This window comes from Rhizobium leguminosarum (assembly GCF_001679785.1).
Lineage (GTDB): Bacteria > Pseudomonadota > Alphaproteobacteria > Rhizobiales > Rhizobiaceae > Rhizobium > Rhizobium leguminosarum_R.
In genome coordinates this window covers 1,076,750-1,092,230 of the sequence record NZ_CP016286.1, presented here as the reverse complement: position 1 = coordinate 1,092,230, position 15,481 = coordinate 1,076,750, and the positions used below count along the sequence as shown (strand labels likewise).

Sequence of the window (15,481 nt, the reverse complement as noted above, 5' to 3'; positions counted from 1 at the left end):
CGAGCTCGAGGAGATGGGGCTGACCGAGGGGCAAGGTCGGGTGCTATCGAAGCACAAGACGCTTCGGTCTATCTCGGCTACGCGAAGGAGACGGAAAAGCGCGTCTTGCGCTGGAATTTCCATGGCCGCAACGATGCCCCATTTCCCGGCAATGATGGCATTTGAAACAAATTCTTAACTTGACTTCGATCCTCGTCCGGGCCTCAATTATGCCCGGGAGGGTATAGGAGCTTGCGATGGATTGGGCTGCCCTCAAATCGAAGCGCGTGCGTGCCGCATATGATGCCGAAACCCGGGATCTTTATGTAAAATTTCCCGGTTCTGCGCCGGTGAAACATGCGGATGTTCCGCCGCACGTCTACCAGAACCTGCTGGAAACGGATGATCCGCATTTCTACTACAAATATTATATAGCGCCGTGTCGCGTATCACAGGCGCACAGACAACCGGTCTCCGTTGCGTCCTACGCAGTCAAGCTCGTGCTCCTCCTTGCCGCCTGCAGCCTGTTGATGGCGACCGGACTCGATCCGGACCATGGTGGCACTTTCGAGGAAAGCGAACTCAGGTCCAACTAGACGCGAATGTGGATGAGCTGCGCGCCCAGCTCAATCTCAGCGCCTGCGACAAGGCGGCTGGTTCCGGTGCCGAAATTGTCGCTCCTGTTCTGAGAACGGTAGCGACGATTGTCCCGCTCGCGGTCATTCCTGTCGTCGCGATCGTTACGACCGTTGAAATTGCGATAGTTGCGCGGCCCGTTGTAGCTGCCGCCTTGACCATGGTCGACCACACAGCCTTCCGGACGGCGGCAGACGCCGCGCGCGTCGAAACCGCGGCTGTCGATGGCTTGGGCCTCGGCGGAAATGCCTGAAAGAACCGTCGCTGCCGACAGAGCGACCACAAAAAATGCCTTCATTTCCTCACCTGAACCATCGTGGTGCGTTTGCGCATTTTACACCGCATAAACCACGAATGCGAAAAGCGATCCACAGTTCCACGAAGCCCCCCGGGGTGGCTATCAGTCAGCCGGTTTCCGCCGCCTGTGCCACCAGACCGCCAGCCGCCGCCGAAGCCGGCGCGCGAAGGGCAGATCGTGCGAGAGCACGAGGAAGCCGAGCGGCAGCATCCAGAAGCCGAGGATGGGCAGGAAACCCAACACGCCGCAGAAAATGAGGGCCATGCCGAGTGCCATCCGCGCGATGCGCGACCGGGGCATGCCGATGCTGAAAGAGCCGAGAACAAGCCTGCCGCTTGCATGATCGATGCCGAAGCGCACTGCCTGTGCCTTGCGCTTCTCGCCGCCTCTCGTCTCCTGACGATCATTCACGTTTGCCATTCCCCAGAGATGGGCGCAGGCGTCCCAAATACAAGTTCATTTCATTTTTTTGAAAAAACCGCTTGGCAAATCGGGAAAGCGTTTGTATTAGCCCACTCACACCGCGCCAAGCAGTGATCCCTGGTAGCTCAGCGGTAGAGCATTCGACTGTTAATCGACAGGTCGCCGGTTCGAATCCGGCCCGGGGAGCCATTTTTCAAGTTAAGCGCCTGTTTCGTTGATAACTCCGAATGCAGGCGCTTTCTTCCCCACTTTCCCTCCCGCTTTTTGAAAGCGATTTTGTCGAAACTGGGGGTCAATAAATTTTCTTGTTAATTTCTTCTGCATCTTGAATGCGCTGTGATACCCAGGTTTTGCGGTCGCCCCGATGATCGACTGGACGGATCAGCCAAGCAACTAGCGCCCTCAGAGCGCGTGTCGTACTTTCTCGTCGTACCGTGGTTATTGCGCCTCCCTCACCTAGCCCTAAATCAGCACCCCCCTAATCCTTGCGAAAATTCACGAGGCGCATAAATTCAATCTATCAGATGGCTTTTGCTGGTGACCACGGATGTACTGGCACCCTGCTGATGCAATCAAAGAAGGGCCGGCGCGAGCATTCGCCCGACCCTTCTTGTTATCCAAGACAGTTCTGTCGTTACTGTCGGTTAAAAATCGAAATACACGGTCACACCTGACCGACGACGATAGGGTTGATAGTCGCGATAGCCGTAATAGTCGCGACTGCCGTAATACCGCGGACGATAGCACGAGCCGTAATACCGACAGTCGCGGTAAGCGTACCGGTGTTTCTTCCGGTGGCCATACGCATGCCCATTACCGTGGCGACGGTGTTTGACCTGCTCGACGTCGGGGGTGTGCATATGTACTGCATTCGGCACGACGATCGGCGCGGCGTTCAGCGGCAGGGCGAAAGATGCAGACAAGATCATGGCTGCAAGTGAGGAAAAAAGCATCTTCATCGGCGCATCCTTTCAGGCTGCGATTCTGGGTTAATAAGCATTAACCTCCGATGAACGGCTGCGAGCATCTACGACGGGTAGGCATTCGCTGGCCAACCAACCGCCGGCGGTGTACAGCAAACGTCATGGCACTAGATGTTTAGTCCCGGCATTTGATGGATAGGATCGATGATGAATCGATCTGGCTCGGAAGTCCACCTTTTGCAGATGAACTCGTAGGGGGTGAGGCCCTTTAGTGTCTTGAGCCTGCGCCCAAAATTGTAGGCGTCGATGAAGTCGGCGAGATGCTTTTTCAGTTGTGCGTGATCGTCGTAGTGGAAGCGCTTGACAGTCGCTTCCTTGATCGTCCGGTTCATCCGCTCGACCTGCCCATTGGTCCATGGGTGCTTAACCTTTGTCAGGCGATGCTCGATCTCGTATTCCTCACAGACTCGGTCGAAGATGTGCTGGAAGGCATTTTGGTCACAGGCCCGGTTGGTGAACTGGATGCCATTATCGGTCAGGATAGTATGGATGGTGTAGGGCACCGCCGCGATCAGGTTGCGCAGGAACTGGGCGGCATTCATCTTGCCAGCTTTGGCATAGAGCTCAGCGAAGGCGAACTTGGACGTGCGATCAATCGCCACGAAGAGATAGAGCTTGCCCTCAGCCGTCTGCACCTCGGCAATATCGACGTGGAAGTAGCCGATCGGGTAGCTTTTGAACTTTTTCTTCGGTTCTTTGTCGCCTTTCACTTCCGGCAGGCGTGAAATGCCGTGGCGCTGCAGACACCTGTGCAGGGACGAACGTGTCAGATGCGGGATCGTCGGTTGAAGGGCATAGAGGCAGTCATCAAGAGGCAGCAATGTATGCCTGCGAAAGGCGACGATGACGGCTTCTTCTTCAAGGGAGAGGATTGTCGAATGCGGGTCCTTCGGGCCTGTCGGAAGATCGGCCAATGATGTCCGTCTCTTCCATTTGGCTATTGTCTTCTGATTGACCCCATACCGCTTTGAAAGCGCTCTCAGGCTCTCTTCACTATTTTGTATTGCTCGACGGATTGCCTCTGTCGTTGTGGCGCTCCCGTGTAGAACCTGGCCCATAGTGCCTCCCTCCATTCTAAGGAAAATAATGCACCATCAAATGCCGGGACTAAACAACTAGATCCCGAAAAAGCATTTTTAGATTACAGTGCGGCGGACTGCAGCGTGCAGTTCTGGACCGCCAAGGCACCGGCCGTGCAATTCACCTCTTTGGAAGCCGCCGTCAGGTTCGCAAAAGACCATGGCGGCAGGTGGGAAGAGATTGAGATAACAGTCCACCTGCCGCGCGAGGACATCGTATTCGCCACCGGAAAAGTGCATCAACTCATTGACGCTTTGCCAGGTGACCTCCGGAAAAAACGGTAATGATGGATTGGCAGTCAATAGAACCGGCTGGCGCGCTGCCGGGCGGTCTTGGCCAATTTTCAAAAAATATCTTGAATTTTCAATAGACGCTTTTCTGTTCAGCTCAACCATCAGCTGCCTCGCACGGACCACGCGCAGCTCGCGGTCGCGCAGCGAAACACATACTATCGCCACAGCACCTGGATAACGTCACGGCCATGGCTCTAAGTATGGCGATGGGAATCGGAATAGGCGCTGCAGTCGGCCCGATGCTGTTCGATGACACCGCGATCGGCATCACGTTCGGTGTCGCGATCGGCGCTGCCGTCGGGGCTGTCATCAAACGGAAATGACCGCTTATGGGGCACCCGCCTGACGCTCCTCACGATCCCGCTTTCTTGTACGGGCAAAGCGACGGCCCAACCTTAATAGCTGCACGAACGGCCGTCGCCGGGTCGGAATCCATCGGCGCAGGCCGGGTTCATTGAATCTCCCGGCTGATAGCCTGATGCCGAGCCATATGAATTCGGCGGTGTCGAGCAGGCCGAAGTCATGGCGGCAAGACTGATTGCTCCGGCTGCTACAAATGCCCGAAATCTCTTCATCGATGCTTCTCCCGTTTACGCTGCAACCGAGTGATGAGAGCCTCTGCTCTCTCCCGCCAAGATCACCTTGTCCCTCAAGATATGGCGCTCTCTTCGCCGGACGTCAGCGCCGAACGCACAAGATTCTTATCGATCTCGATCAGCTCCGCATGAAGATCGTCGATGACCAAGCCGGCCGGGAACAAAGACCGCGGTTCAAAGTTGAGTGGCACCAACCACGTAACGTCAGTTTCTGACAGGAGGTCTCTCATGGGTCGCGGTATTCTGCTTTGGCTGCTTGGTGTTCCACTGCCGATCATCATCCTTCTTGCTCTGTTTATGCGATAGGAAGAGATCATGTCGGTTTCAATGACAGGTTCCGGGGAGATTGCTACCCCGGTCGAATCCTCCAAATCCGCCATGACATGGGGGCCAATCTTCGGGGGCGCCGCTGCGGCCATCGGAGTGACCCTCATTCTCTTGCTGCTTGGATCCGGGGTCGGGTTGACGATGGTATCGCCCTGGTCGGGGCAAAGCAGTTCGCTCGGCACGGTCGGGGTGACGGCGGCGATCTGGCTGGTTGTCGTCCAATGGCTGTCCTCCGGGCTCGGAGGCTACATCACCGGCCGGCTGCGCACGAAGTGGGCGGCCGTCCACACCGATGAGGTGTTCTTCCGCGATACGGCGCATGGCTTCATCAGCTGGGCGCTGGCGACGATCTTCGTCGCCGGATTTCTGGCGTCGTCGCTGACTTCGCTTGCCGGTGCGGGCGCACAAGCCGTGGGTTCGGCGGCCAGCGCCGCAGGTACGGCAGCAGCGTCGTCGACGGCATCGGCCGCGGATCTGCCCACCGCCTATTTTACCGACGCTTTGCTGCGTCCGGAACAGGCCCGTGCAGGAGCAACATCCGATGATGCTGCTGCAACAGCAGAAGTCTCCCGCATCCTCCTTAACGGTGCCGCCGCCGGCCAAATCCCGGATGACGACAAGGCCTATCTTGCAACCATCGTCTCTGCGCGGACCGGTCTTTCCGAAGCCGATGCTCGCACCCGCGTCGACACTGTGCTGAAGCGCATCGACGACGCTAAGGTCGCCGCCCAGAAAGCCGCCGATGAGGCACGCAAGGCTGCCTCCACCACGGCATTGCTCGGCGCGTTGTCACTTCTGATCGGGGCTTTCATCGCTGCCGCCGCCGCAGCGTTCGGCGGGTCGCAACGCGACGAAGAGGAAGATCTCATCGTTACGCCCCGGATCTAAGGCCCGAGGCTCGGGATCAACGGAAATGGGGCGCGGGGCCGAAAGGCCCCGCGCGCCATTTATGCGGGGCCATCCCAGGCTCTGCTGCGGTTGGATGATCGTCCGCTGCAAGCGTTTTTCTCAATGGCGGTTTATTTCGCATCGGGCGGAACATGTCGCCGTTGGGGAGCTTCGGTTAGGTCAAACCTTTTCCGGAGAATGTAGATGGCCAAGAAGACCTCCCAAACCTCGCCCTCGGACAACGCAACGATCCATGATCAAAAACTGCACCGGGGTGCAGGCGGCGAGCTTCATCAGTTTGCCGAAGACGGCAAGCCGGTGCTGACCACAGCTCAGGGCGGACCCGTCTCAGACGATCAGAATACGCTTCGTCTCGGTGCCCGCGGCCCCGCCCTCATCGATGACTTCCATTTTCGCGAGAAGATCTTTCATTTTGACCACGAGCGCATTCCCGAGCGGGTCGTCCATGCGCGCGGTTACGGCGCTCATGGCTATTTCGAAACATATGAATCGCTGGCCGCCTATACCCGGGCCGATCTTTTCCAGCGGCCCGGCGAAAAGACGCCGGCCTTCGTGCGGTTTTCGACCGTGGCCGGTAGCAAGGGTTCCTTCGATCTGGCGCGCGACGTGCGGGGTTTCGCCGTCAAGATCTACACCCAACAGGGGAATTGGGACCTGGTCGGCAATAATATCCCGGTCTTCTTCATTCAGGATGCGATCAAATTTCCCGACGTCATCCATTCCGTAAAGCCGGAACCCGACAAGGAATTCCCGCAGGCGCAGTCGGCGCATGACAATTTCTGGGATTTCATCAGCCTCACGCCCGAAAGCATGCACATGATCATGTGGGTGATGTCGGACCGCGCCATTCCGCGGTCGTTCCGTTTCATGGAGGGTTTCGGCGTTCACACCTTCCGCTTCGTCAACGCAGCTGACGAATCGACCTTCGTCAAATTTCACTGGAAACCGAAACTCGGCCTGCAATCCGTCGCCTGGAACGAGGCGGTCAAGATCAATGGTGCGGATCCGGATTTCCATCGCCGCGACCTCTGGCAGGCGATACAGTCGGGAAACTTTCCGGAATGGGAACTCTGCGTGCAGCTTTTCGACCAGGACTTCGCCGACACATTCGACTTCGACATCCTCGATCCGACGAAGATCATTCCCGAGGAGATCCTTCCGGTCAAACCGATCGGCCGTCTCGTGCTCGACCGAATGCCCGATAATTTTTTCGCTGAGACCGAGCAGGTCGCCTTCATGACGCAGAACGTGCCCCCCGGCATCGACTTCAGCAACGATCCGCTGCTGCAGGGGCGAAACTTCTCCTATCTCGACACGCAGCTGAAACGTCTGGGCGGTCCAAATTTCACCCATCTGCCGATCAACGCGCCGAAGTGTCCCTTCCACAATTTCCAGCAGGATGGCCACATGGCGATGCGCAATCCCGTCGGGCGCGTCAATTACCAGCCGAACTCGTGGAATCAGGGGCCGCGGGAATCGCCGGTTCAGGGCTACCGGCACTTCCCGGCCGAAGAACAGGGTGCCAAGGTTCGGCTGCGCCCGGAAAGCTTTGCCGATCATTACAGCCAGGCTCGGCAGTTCTACATCAGCCAGACTCCGCCGGAGCAACGCCATATCGCCGCGGCGCTGATCTTCGAACTGAGCAAAGTCGAAACACCGGTCATTCGTGAGCGCATGGTCTCGCATCTCTTTAACATCGACGAGACGCTCGCCAGCAAGGTCGGCCACGCCCTCGGCTTCAAATCGATGCCGAAGCCTGCCGATGCGGCCATGCCGACGCGGCAGGATCTCGAGCCGTCGCCAGCACTCAGCATCGTCGAGCGCGGTCCCAAGCGGTTCGAAGGACGCAAGCTCGGCATTCTTGTCAGCGATGGCACCGACGCCGCGATCTTCAAGTCGTTGCTTGCCGAAATCACCGAGCAGAAGGCAGCGTTCGAGGTGATCGCGCCAAAGATCGGCGGCGTGACACTCTCGGACGGCAATTGGATCGAGGCGCATCAGATGATCGACGGCGGACCTTCAGTACTTTACGACGCCATCGCCCTCCTCCCCTCGGCCGAGGGAACCGGCGACCTGCTGAAGGAGGCAACGGCCCGCGATTTCGTGGCGGACGCCTTCGTGCACTGCAAGTTCATCGGCTATGTGGAAACAGCGCTGCCGCTGATGCAGAAGGCCGGAATTGCCGATTCCCTGGATGAGGGCGTGATTGCGCTCGGAGCGGCGAACAATGTTACGGCCTTTATCAAGGCGCTTGGCAAACTGCGTGTCTGGGGTCGAGAGCCGTCCGTCAAATTGAATTGACCGGCTCGTCGTCATGTCTGCAGAGAATGGCATGTCGTAAGAATAAAACCCGCGAAAACGCGGGTTTTATCTCGTTCGCGGCGCCCTATTTATTGAGCTGACGTGATGAACTCTCACCTATTCCGTTTTGCGGACTGTGGAGAGCCGTAATGTGCTGGCGCTTTCGACAGATCTCTGACTTGGCCGTGCTGTGGGCGGGGCATCGTGTGGTACTTATCACCCTGATTGTGTTCGCAGCCATATGGGCGGCAGTCGGTCTCAGCTTTTCCTTTCCACGGCAGTGGTTTCTGCTGACCAACATGGTTGGTACTCTCATTACATTTTTTATCTTGCTGTTGGTGCAACACTCTCAAAATCGGGACATGACGGCACTCCATGCCAAGCTCGACGAACTGATCCGATCGAGCGAAGCGGGAAACCACTGGATTGCGGCTGAGAAGAAAGAGCCCGAAGCCATCGAGGGAATGCGCCAGGAACACCATGACCAAGTGTCGGAAACCGTTAGGACAATTCAAGGTCCCAGCGGTTTTGCGTCCGGAATGCGCCGAAACAAAATGCCTTAAGCGGACGCCGCCTCTGCCGCAGATTTCTCATCCGCTTTGTCCTCGACGCATTCGGCTTTCTCGGCAAGCGTCTTGCTCATTTCCCTGAGTTCGGCCTCGTCCAGCTTTTCGATGCCGACAAACTTGTTGGCCGCCTGGCTTGTCAGGATGAGTTCGTCAAGCTTGGCCTGCAGAGCCTTTCCGTCACGATTCTGGCTGTTCTGCAACACGAATACCATCAGGAAGGTGATGATGGTCGTGGTTGTATTGATCACAAGCTGCCAGGTTTCTGAATAGCCGAAAAAAGGGCCGGAAACCGCCCAGACAAGCACCAGCGCCAGTGCCGCAACAAAGGTGAATGGCTTTCCCGAGAGATCGGCGACGGCGGTTGCAAACGAAGAGAAGAAGTTGGATTTGTTCGACATCTGAAAAGCCTCATTGGGTCGCAGCGTCAACGCTGTCAATCGACAACATCAACTCCAAATCCGGGCCGAAGTTCCTCGTGCCGCCGAGGTCAATCCCAGAAGTCGGACACCCACCCGTTTGCACCATCGAAAAACATTGTGCAGCGCAGCAACTTTTTCGTAGACTGACGCGTTTAGTTCAGCATCACCGCCATCCCGGCTGCTGATTGGCGGAGACTTTCATGAGATCTATGTCAGACACTCTCGCACGCCTTGCTGCGCTGCGAGGAACCCTTCGCGCCCAACACACGCAGAGCAACCCTGATCTTGTTGCCTTGGATGCGTTTGGCTCAAACCCGGGCGCCTTGGGGGCTATATCTATTTGCCGTCAAGGCGTGGGAAAGACATGGCCCTTGTCGTCGTCCTGCACGGCTGCACCCAGACTGCCGCCGGGTATGATATCGGGTCCGGGTGGTCGCGATTGGCCGAGGACTATGGCTTCGCGGTGCTGTTTCCCGAGCAACGGCAGGCAAACAATCCAAACCTCTGCTTCAATTGGTTTAACCCGGAGGACATCCGCCGGGATCACGGCGAGGTCTTTTCCATTCGCCAGATGATCGCAAAGGTGGTTGCGGAACACGGTATCGACGGCAGGCGCGTGTTCGTGACCGGGCTTTCGGCCGGCGGCGCCATGGCCGCTGCCATGCTCGCCACCTATCCGGATATTTTTGCGGGGGGCGCGATTATTGCAGGCCTGCCATATGCAAGTGCCGCGACCATTCCCGAGGCGTTCGACCGAATGCGCGGTCACGGCGGTCCGACTGGCAAGGAGCTTGAACTGCGATTGAGAAACGCTTCAGGTCACAAAGGCCCGTGGCCGACATTATCACTCTGGCAGGGAACCGCAGACAGAACCGTCGTGCCATCCAATGCGAATGCGATCGTGGAGCAATGGAGAAATATCCATGGCGTCGACATCTCGCCGGGGCGCGTCGAAGATATCGGACGACACCAGCGAAAGGTCTGGACCGATGCTCACGGTGTCGACGTGATCGAGCTCTATACGATTGCCGGGATGGGTCACGGCACGCCGCTCGATGTCGGCACCGGCTACGGGGCAACCGGACCCTTCATGCTTGACGTCGGAATTTCATCGACCGTCGAAATTGCCAGGTCCTGGGGTCTGGTCCCCTCATTTGAAAAACGGCGCGATGCAAAACCCTCTGCTGCGCAACCGGAAAACGCCGCAGGCCCATTCGGCGCAGGCAGCGACCGAGGCGGCATTCAGAAGGTTATTGAAGATGCCCTCCGGTCCGCCGGGCTGATGCGGTAATCGCAAAGACAATACGCCGACCCGCTGGAGCCGCGAGATCGGCGCTATCGGTTTTGAGACTTGGGCAGTGGTCCGTTTTGGTGGCTGAAGACGAGTTCGCTCTGGACATCTTGCTGAAACTGCAACACCCGCTGAGTGACATCGCTTTCCGGCATCCCTGCCGCCAGAAGCTGATCGGCAAGCCTGCGGCATTCGGCCTTCCAGAATTCTATCGCATCTGCGCCGTGCCGCCGGCCGAGTTCGCGAGCGCAGCGCTCGACATTGGCAGTTCCGGTTCCAGCGGGAAAGGCAATAATCTTACCTTCATTGGCGCCGGCGGGCCGGCGGGTCATTTCAGTAGCCATCGAACACAGGTTCCTTTGATCCTGTTCGTTGTCTACGGGACTATGGTTAATGCTTTCTATTTGCTGCAGTAAGAAGATCAATCAGGTGGAAATTTAGCGGGCCGCAATGTCACCAGACAATCGGATGGGTTTTGCCGGTGAGCACGTTCACGAACCCCTCCGGCGCCAACTCCGACGGCGCGACCAGGACCCAGCGCCAGGGCGAGCAGGTCAGCGTCGCAAACGACAGGCGTTCGGGAAAGCCCGGCCACCATCGAGGCGAAAAGGTCGGCTCGTACATCCAGTCGATCCCGGCACCGGCGGCATAAAGAGCCTGCATCTCCGCATCGAGCGCTTTGGCCGAACGCGCCGTCATCAGGCCGCCGACCTCGTAGCGGACGCGGGCGAGAATCTTGCCACCGGATACCAGCACCCAGCCGCCCTGCTGCTCGTTCAGGGCATTGACTGATATCGCCATCGCCTCGTCGGATGAGCCGACCGTCCAGATATTGTGCTTGTCGTGCCCGAGCGTCGAGGCGAGCGCCGTCTCCGGCGTGCGCGGTCCGGTGCCCAGCCAGAACATCCTGGAGACCTTGGCCTCCCCGGAAAACCGGTCGACAATCGAGAATTTGGTGACATTGCGCTCGGGATCCCGCTGCACGGCGCCCTCTTCCACCGGCAATTCCATGGTGATGAAATCGTCGTGCCAGTGAAACGGCCGCAAAAGTGCTGCGTTGACCGTGGTCCGGTTCGGCGGCGCCTCGATGCGGAAATCGTCTGACGTCACCGCCCTGTCTATTTTCACGGTCCGCGTCGCCCATTGCGGCCAATCGATTTCAGGGCGCACGCCAATGAATGTCGCGCCTTCCGACACAGGACGCCCATCGGCCCACACTTTTTCGATCGACAGGCTGGCGACGTCGCTGAGAAGAACGATATCGGCGAAGCGGCCCGGCGCGATCGATCCGACCCATGGCGTCAGCCGCATATGGCGTGCCGGATTGAGGGTGACGCACTGGATGGCGATCTCCGGCGCAAGGCCGTTTTCAATGGCGAGGCGGACATTGTGGTCGGTCGCACCGATTTTCAGTGTGTCCGAGGCGCTGCGGTCGTCGGTCACCAGGGCGATCTGCGACCAGTCCGTCAGTCCCTTGTCGATCAGACCGCGGATGACCTCCGGCAGGGAATGCGGCCTGAGCTCGATGAAAAGGCCATGGAGGAGTTTCTGCCAGATTTCATCGAGAAACCAGCCTTCGTGATCGGAGGCGAGACCCGCTGCGGCGAACGCATTGATCGAGGCCATGTCGCGGAGTCCGGCGCCGTGACCTTCGACCACGCCGCGCTGCTCGAAGGTCGCGCCGATCATGCCCCACAGCCGATCGTAGGAAGGATTGCCGGGATCGGATATGGACGGCCAGTCCATGACCTCGTCGAGCCCGGCGACCATCAGGCTTTCGGAAAGGAAGGCCTTCTGCTCATCGTAGCCGAACCAGCCGCCACCCCATTCATAGGCGGTCGGCGGGACGGCGGAGCCAGGCAGGGGAAAGATTTTCATCGGCGATCCGCGCCGACGCGCTTCCAGCCAGAATTCCAGATTGCGGGCGCCGTTGACGTTGGAAAATTCGTGGCTCGCCTCGCATGTCCAGGTCACGCCATGCGGCATCACCAAAGCCGCCTCCCATTCCGGCGTCAGATGGGAGCTTTCGATATGTTTGTGCGCCTCGCCGAAGCCCGGCACAGCCGCAAGATCGGGCTCGGCGAACCGCTCGCTCACCTCGCCTTCGTAGCTGCCGGCGGGGCCGACATAGGCGATACGGCGGCCCTTGATGACGATCTCCTGATCGTCAAGCCATGTCCTCGTATGGACATCGAGCAACCTGCCCACGCGCAACAGCCTGTCGGCGGGCCGGCGTCCGAGCGCCGTCAGCACGAGATCCTGGCGCGTCAGAACCTCGTCGGACGCGTTGATCAGCAGATCGTCGGGAAGAGCAGTGCGCGAAGTGGCCATGAATTAAATGCCCGTGAGAAGCTGGAACCGCCGGACCGTAGAGACCATGCCGGGATGTGTAAAGCGCTGATGAACCACACGTTTTGTGAGCGATGACCAGACCTCATCAACCGAGAGTTAACTGATCGGCCGGCCCCGGAAAAATCCCGACACAAGAGCGTGTTTGCCCAATTATTGAGCTTGCGGCCTGACAGATCAAAAAATAGTATCCCTCAAATCCTGGGGGTATGATCCCGATTGCCAACGCCGCTTTTCACAGAAGGACATTGCTTATGAAGGCCAGACGTTTTGCCCGAATCCTGTCTCTTGGGCTGCTTGCCGCCGTCGGCGGCACCACTGCGGCCCATGCGCAATCGAGGACGCTGACCATCTCCTGGTGGGGCTATAACGGCGAGAAGATGAATGCGAACATCATCACGCCGTTCAAGAAGATCTGCGGCTGCGAGATCGTGTTCGAGACCGGCAACAATGCCGACCGGCTCAACAAGCTGAAACTGCGCGATGGAAAGGGCGTCGATGTCATCTATCTCACCGACAGCTTCTCGCAGCTCGGCATCGAGCAGGGACTGTTCCAGGAGATCGATCCGTCGAAGATCCCCAACCTCGCGGATATCTACGAGCTGGGCAAGGCGCCTCAAGGCAAATACGGCCCCGCCTACACGATCGGTCGCGTCGGCATCGTCTATGATTCCGCCAAGGTCAATCCGCCGATCACTGCCTGGGGCGACTTGTGGCGCGACGATCTGAAAAGCTCCGTCTCCCTGCCCGGCATCACCACCACGGCCGGCCCGCTGGTCGTTCTGGAAGCCGGCAAGCATGGCGGCGCAGATGCCTATGAAGACACCGACAAGGCCTTCTCGGAAGTCGAGGCGCTGAAGCCCAATGTCGTCAAGAACTACAACACCGGCTCGGAGCTGGTGAACCTGATATCGACAGGCGAAGTGCGCGTTGCACTGGCCCAGGACTTTACCCTGGCATCGATGCAGGCGGCCGTTCCGACGATGACATGGGCCAAGCTCAAGGATGGCGACATCGCCACGCTGAATACCGTGAACATCCCGAAGGGTTCGGAAAATGTCGAACTCGCGCATCAATTCATCAACTTCATCCTGTCAAAGGACGTCCAGCAGGCTGAAGCCGAACAAGGCGTCGATGCGCCGATCTCGACAAAGGTCAGCCTGACGCCGGACCAGGCGAAGATCTGGACCTATGGCCCGGATATGGTGGCAGGCCTCACCCGCATCGACTATGCCAAGATGAACGCCGCCAAGGCCGACTGGATCGATCGCTGGAATGAAGTCTTCGGTCAGTAAGCTGCGCGATATCCGGCCTGAGGCCGGTTCATCGCCGGACCTGGGCCAGACCTGGAAGCGCCGCACATCCGAATCCGAGATGCGGCGCTCCTGATATCCGGACATGCCACGAGTTTTGAGATGAAGCATTTTGCCAGATGGGGATTGACGATGCCGGCGACGATTGCCGTCGTTGTGCTTCTCATCGTTCCCGTCGCCATCACCATCGCTGCGACGTTTGCGGAACCGAAGGGCGTTTTTGCGCCCTATGTGACATTCTTCAGCAGCGGCTTTCGCCGGGCGGTTCTTTATCGGACGCTGGAGATCGCCCTGATCACGACGGCGATTTCGCTCACTGTGGGCTTCATCACCGCCTATGTGATCGCGCAGATGCCCGGTCGCGCAAAGAGCATCATGATCGTCGCAGCGGTCTTTCCGCTGCTGACGGGTGTCGTCGTCCGATCCTTCGCATGGCTGATCATTCTCGGGAAGAACGGCATCCTGAACGCCATGCTGATCTCGACCGGCATCCTCAGCGAGCCGCTTTCGATGCTCTATACCGAAGGCGCGGTGATCGTCGCCATGGTTTATCTCTTCGTTCCCCTGATGATCCTGACACTCGTCGGCGTGCTTGAAGGCATCCCGCGCGATCTGATCGATGCCTCAGCCTCGCTCGGCGCGAGACCGCTGATGACATTCCTTCAGGTGATCCTGCCGCTTGCGACACCCGGCCTCATCGTTGGCGCTGTCCTGGTCTTCACCGGCAGCTTCACCTCCTATGCAACACCGCAACTGCTCGGCGGAGAAAAGCAGATGATGATGGGGACCTTCCTCTACCAGCGCGCCATGGTGACCTTCGATTGGGTCGGCGCATCGACGATCGCCGCCATCATGGTGGTGCTGACGCTCGGCGTCGTCCTCATCATGAGCCGCATCGCACGCCGGCTCAATCCGATGGCGGTGTGATGGACAGGCGCGTTCACCCGATCCTCGCCGCCTTTGCGGCCTGCGTTTTCTTCTTCCTGCTCGCACCGCTCGTCATCATCATCGGTGCGGCCGTCAGCGACACGACCTATCTGACCTTCCCGCCGCAGGGCCTGACATTGCGCTGGTTCGTCAATATCTTCCAGATCGAGGCCTTCCGCACGACCGCGATCACCAGCCTGCAGGTCGCCTTTCTCGGCACGGCGCTCTCCTTGCTGATCGGCGTCCCGGCGGCCTATGCGATCAACCGCTACCGGGTGGAATTGCCGCGCTGGCTTTCCACCATCTTCGTGCTGCCGATCCTGGTGCCGGAGATCGTCTTCGGATTTTCGCTGATGAAATCCGTCACGATCGGCCTCGGGCTGCCGATCTTCATCAGCCTGCTGGTCGGCCATGCCCTGTTGATCCTGCCCTATTCGGTGCGTGTCGTCGGCGCCAGCCTGGCGGCCTTCGATTTTTCCGTCGAAGAGGCGGCGATCAGCCTCGGCTGCCCGCCATTGAAAACCTTCCTGACGGTGGTCCTGCCGAATATCCGCGCCGGGGTCATTGCCGCCTTCATCCTCGCCTTCATCACTTCGATCAACGACGTGTCGGTTTCGGTTTTCCTGACCGGGCCGGGTATCTCGACGCTGCCGATCCAGATCCTTGCGCATATGGAACAGTTCTTCGATCCGACGATCGCATCGGTCTCGGTGCTGCTGATGTTCGTGACAGTCGGCGTCATGGCCGTCGTCGAGGCCACGCTCGGCCTCACCTTCCTGACAAAGTAG

18 protein-coding genes, 1 tRNA gene and 1 pseudogene are annotated in these 15,481 nt (G+C 58.7%); 11 read left to right on the top strand and 9 right to left on the bottom strand.

What is annotated here, in order from left to right; translation table 11 throughout:
• The first annotated feature begins 236 nt into the window (after nucleotides 1-236).
• The gene (locus tag BA011_RS05575; RefSeq protein ID WP_017960183.1) at nucleotides 237-575 is read left to right on the top strand and encodes a KTSC domain-containing protein; all 339 of its coding nucleotides are present in this window, start codon (nucleotides 237-239) and stop codon (nucleotides 573-575) included.
• Here BA011_RS05575 and BA011_RS05570 read toward each other — a convergent pair.
• The gene (locus BA011_RS05570) at nucleotides 572-913 is read right to left on the bottom strand and encodes a hypothetical protein (RefSeq protein WP_017960182.1); all 342 of its coding nucleotides are present in this window, start codon (nucleotides 911-913) and stop codon (nucleotides 572-574) included. The genes BA011_RS05575 and BA011_RS05570 overlap by 4 nt on opposite strands.
• 102 nt (nucleotides 914-1,015) lie before the next feature.
• A complete protein-coding gene (locus BA011_RS05565; RefSeq protein ID WP_065279711.1) occupies nucleotides 1,016-1,333 on the bottom strand; it encodes a hypothetical protein in 318 nt (105 codons plus the stop codon).
• 117 nt (nucleotides 1,334-1,450) lie between these two features.
• Between BA011_RS05565 and BA011_RS05560 the strand changes: the two genes are divergently transcribed.
• A tRNA-Asn gene (locus BA011_RS05560) sits at nucleotides 1,451-1,525 on the top strand.
• Nucleotides 1,526-1,980: 455 nt separating this feature from the next.
• Here the strand turns inward: BA011_RS05560 and BA011_RS41120 are convergent.
• Both BA011_RS41120 and BA011_RS05555 read right to left on the bottom strand, forming a co-directional pair.
• Complete coding sequence (locus tag BA011_RS41120) at nucleotides 1,981-2,295, bottom strand: hypothetical protein (protein WP_151343389.1); 315 nt, start codon at nucleotides 2,293-2,295, stop codon at nucleotides 1,981-1,983.
• A 131-nt stretch (nucleotides 2,296-2,426) separates the two neighbouring features.
• On the bottom strand, nucleotides 2,427-3,377 hold the full coding sequence (locus BA011_RS05555; protein WP_072637808.1) for an IS481 family transposase: 951 nt from the start codon (nucleotides 3,375-3,377) through the stop codon (nucleotides 2,427-2,429).
• A gap of 105 nt (nucleotides 3,378-3,482) precedes the next feature.
• Between BA011_RS05555 and BA011_RS46295 the strand changes: the two genes are divergently transcribed.
• Both BA011_RS46295 and BA011_RS46075 read left to right on the top strand, forming a co-directional pair.
• Nucleotides 3,483-3,683, top strand: coding sequence for a hypothetical protein (locus BA011_RS46295; RefSeq protein WP_065279709.1), 201 nt, complete (start codon nucleotides 3,483-3,485; stop codon nucleotides 3,681-3,683).
• A 197-nt stretch (nucleotides 3,684-3,880) separates the two neighbouring features.
• A complete protein-coding gene (locus BA011_RS46075) occupies nucleotides 3,881-4,015 on the top strand; it encodes a hypothetical protein (RefSeq protein ID WP_257785307.1) in 135 nt (44 codons plus the stop codon).
• A gap of 72 nt (nucleotides 4,016-4,087) precedes the next feature.
• Here the strand turns inward: BA011_RS46075 and BA011_RS44960 are convergent, their stop codons facing one another.
• Nucleotides 4,088-4,267: a hypothetical protein gene (locus tag BA011_RS44960; protein WP_017993757.1), complete on the bottom strand. Its 180-nt coding sequence runs from the start codon at nucleotides 4,265-4,267 to the stop codon at nucleotides 4,088-4,090.
• 74 nt (nucleotides 4,268-4,341) lie between these two features.
• Nucleotides 4,342-4,518 (bottom strand): hypothetical protein, encoded by a 177-nt coding sequence (locus tag BA011_RS44155; RefSeq protein ID WP_186806507.1) that lies wholly within the window; start codon nucleotides 4,516-4,518, stop codon nucleotides 4,342-4,344.
• Between the two features lie 85 nt (nucleotides 4,519-4,603).
• Between BA011_RS44155 and BA011_RS05545 the strand changes: the two genes are divergently transcribed.
• The 3 genes from BA011_RS05545 (at nucleotide 4,604) to BA011_RS05535 (ending at nucleotide 8,388) form a co-directional block, all read left to right on the top strand.
• Complete coding sequence (locus BA011_RS05545; protein ID WP_065279708.1) at nucleotides 4,604-5,503, top strand: hypothetical protein; 900 nt, start codon at nucleotides 4,604-4,606, stop codon at nucleotides 5,501-5,503.
• A gap of 204 nt (nucleotides 5,504-5,707) precedes the next feature.
• On the top strand, nucleotides 5,708-7,825 hold the full coding sequence (locus BA011_RS05540) for a catalase (protein WP_065279707.1): 2,118 nt from the start codon (nucleotides 5,708-5,710) through the stop codon (nucleotides 7,823-7,825).
• 149 nt (nucleotides 7,826-7,974) lie between these two features.
• Entirely contained in the window at nucleotides 7,975-8,388 is a 414-nt protein-coding gene (locus tag BA011_RS05535) for a low affinity iron permease family protein (protein ID WP_065279706.1), read from the top strand.
• On the opposite strand, the gene BA011_RS05530 is transcribed toward BA011_RS05535, so the two are convergent.
• Entirely contained in the window at nucleotides 8,385-8,792 is a 408-nt protein-coding gene (locus BA011_RS05530) for a low affinity iron permease family protein (RefSeq protein WP_065279705.1), read from the bottom strand. The two genes, BA011_RS05535 and BA011_RS05530, sit on opposite strands and share 4 nt — an antisense overlap.
• 221 nt (nucleotides 8,793-9,013) lie before the next feature.
• Here BA011_RS05530 and BA011_RS05525 point away from each other — a divergent pair.
• Nucleotides 9,014-10,104 (top strand): annotated as a pseudogene (locus BA011_RS05525) (alpha/beta hydrolase family esterase).
• 44 nt (nucleotides 10,105-10,148) lie between these two features.
• Here the strand turns inward: BA011_RS05525 and BA011_RS41110 are convergent.
• Entirely contained in the window at nucleotides 10,149-10,448 is a 300-nt protein-coding gene (locus BA011_RS41110; protein ID WP_151343388.1) for a DUF6074 family protein, read from the bottom strand.
• Nucleotides 10,449-10,557: 109 nt separating this feature from the next.
• Nucleotides 10,558-12,435 (bottom strand): adenine deaminase, encoded by a 1,878-nt coding sequence (locus BA011_RS05515; protein WP_065279703.1) that lies wholly within the window; start codon nucleotides 12,433-12,435, stop codon nucleotides 10,558-10,560.
• 272 nt (nucleotides 12,436-12,707) lie between these two features.
• Between BA011_RS05515 and BA011_RS05510 the strand changes: the two genes are divergently transcribed.
• The 3 genes from BA011_RS05510 (at nucleotide 12,708) to BA011_RS05500 (ending at nucleotide 15,481) form a co-directional block, all read left to right on the top strand.
• Nucleotides 12,708-13,748, top strand: a complete 1,041-nt coding sequence (locus tag BA011_RS05510; RefSeq protein WP_065282423.1) for an ABC transporter substrate-binding protein — start codon at nucleotides 12,708-12,710, stop codon at nucleotides 13,746-13,748.
• A gap of 120 nt (nucleotides 13,749-13,868) precedes the next feature.
• Nucleotides 13,869-14,693, top strand: coding sequence for an ABC transporter permease (locus BA011_RS05505; protein ID WP_025394245.1), 825 nt, complete (start codon nucleotides 13,869-13,871; stop codon nucleotides 14,691-14,693).
• Nucleotides 14,690-15,481 (top strand): ABC transporter permease, encoded by a 792-nt coding sequence (locus BA011_RS05500; RefSeq protein WP_065279702.1) that lies wholly within the window; start codon nucleotides 14,690-14,692, stop codon nucleotides 15,479-15,481. The genes BA011_RS05505 and BA011_RS05500 overlap by 4 nt, the downstream gene beginning before the upstream one ends.